At 54.6% G+C, this 1,298-nt stretch carries 1 protein-coding gene and 1 pseudogene; both read right to left on the bottom strand.

The genetic code is table 11. The features are described from left to right. Window positions 1-744: 744 nt before the first annotated feature. On the bottom strand, window positions 745-1,044 hold the full coding sequence (locus ACJOT3_RS34510) for a hypothetical protein (protein ID WP_406977331.1): 300 nt from the start codon (window positions 1,042-1,044) through the stop codon (window positions 745-747). Between the two features lie 123 nt (window positions 1,045-1,167). Beyond that, a pseudogene (locus ACJOT3_RS34505) lies at window positions 1,168-1,298 on the bottom strand (IS5/IS1182 family transposase); the annotation flags it as partial.

Below are 1,298 nucleotides of genomic sequence, written 5' to 3'. Positions count from 1 at the left end.
CGGCACGGTAGAACAGCATGTGGAGCCTCTGGTGGGGCGGGTTTTCTTGGTCGTTAATCCATCTACCAGGGGCTTCTTGCTGTTCAGAAGGGCTTCAGGGAGACCGGTACGGGGCTGTGACCTGCACCTTCAGGATGAAAAAGGCTCATTGGATCCTTCACCCTCAGTCTCAACCCGGACCCTGAGATGAAAGTTTCCGAACTTCGCGAAGGCGCAGAAGATATCAGGATGCTCGAAAGAAGGATCCTGGGCAGAGCGGATGGCTTGAACGATGATATCGACAGTGCCGCCAAAGAATTCACCGAGGTGATCAAATGGAATATCAGCGAACTCGGGGAGGAGGATCTAGCAGTCTGGATGGACGTATCGTCCGCGCTCAGGTTCTGCGCATCAATCACAGAAGAATGGGCTGATTGCGTGAACGAATACAAGAAAGAGAGGCGCCGAATAATCAACCGGTGGAATGAGATTGCCCCCACCCATCAGGATGACCTGGAAAAGACGGAGGTAGCCTTCAGATTCGTCAACCAACAGACGCCTTCCGAGAAGGCCGCCAAAGCGCTTTCGGAACTAAAGGGACAGCTCGAGGGGGAAGAAGTTTCTGCCTTCAACGCTCTATATGAAAGTTCCGAAGAGCTGAGAAGTGACCTCAACAACGGCCCCACTCCGGAAGCAGTGCAACGCCTCATTGACAACGGCTACATGACGTGGTCCTACTTTAATTTGGGCGGAGATATAGAGTCACTACCCATTGATCTCGACCCGGAAGAGGCGGCAGATCACCTCATCGAATACTTGAATGATCCCGAAGGGTATGACGGCGACATCACAGTTTTGTCTGCCATCCTGAACAACATCGCCCTTGCAGCGGTGGATAAAAAGAACAACGGCGGGACACTCACCCGCGAGGAACTGAACTTCCTGAGAGATTTCTATGCCAGCCTTGAAGAAGCCGGAGGGGAGGGGGGCCAGCCTCCAGGGGTCTTGAAGATAACCGATGACATCATTTATAACATGGAAATCGAAGATGGCATCAGAGAACAACTCCTGAGCGGGATCGGGGGCGGGCTCCTAGTTCTATCGGACGAAAGTCTGATCGGCGACTACGATAATCTCCCGCGAAGCATCAGAGAAACAGTAGAAGGACCTATAGACAATGAGCCTTTTTCATCCTGCTTCTCGGAGCTGAAGGACCAGCACCGCGCGGGTGATCTGGCCGGCGCGTTGCGGGCAGCAGCGCAGGCGGCGCAGGATGTCCCACTGCTTGAGCCGGGCGATCGCGCGCTCGCCCGGCGAGC

Source organism: Nocardiopsis protaetiae, assembly GCF_045446735.1.
Lineage (GTDB): Bacteria > Actinomycetota > Actinomycetes > Streptosporangiales > Streptosporangiaceae > Nocardiopsis > Nocardiopsis protaetiae.
The sequence above is the reverse complement of the archived record's forward strand: the minus strand, read 5'-3'. Positions and strand labels throughout refer to the sequence as shown.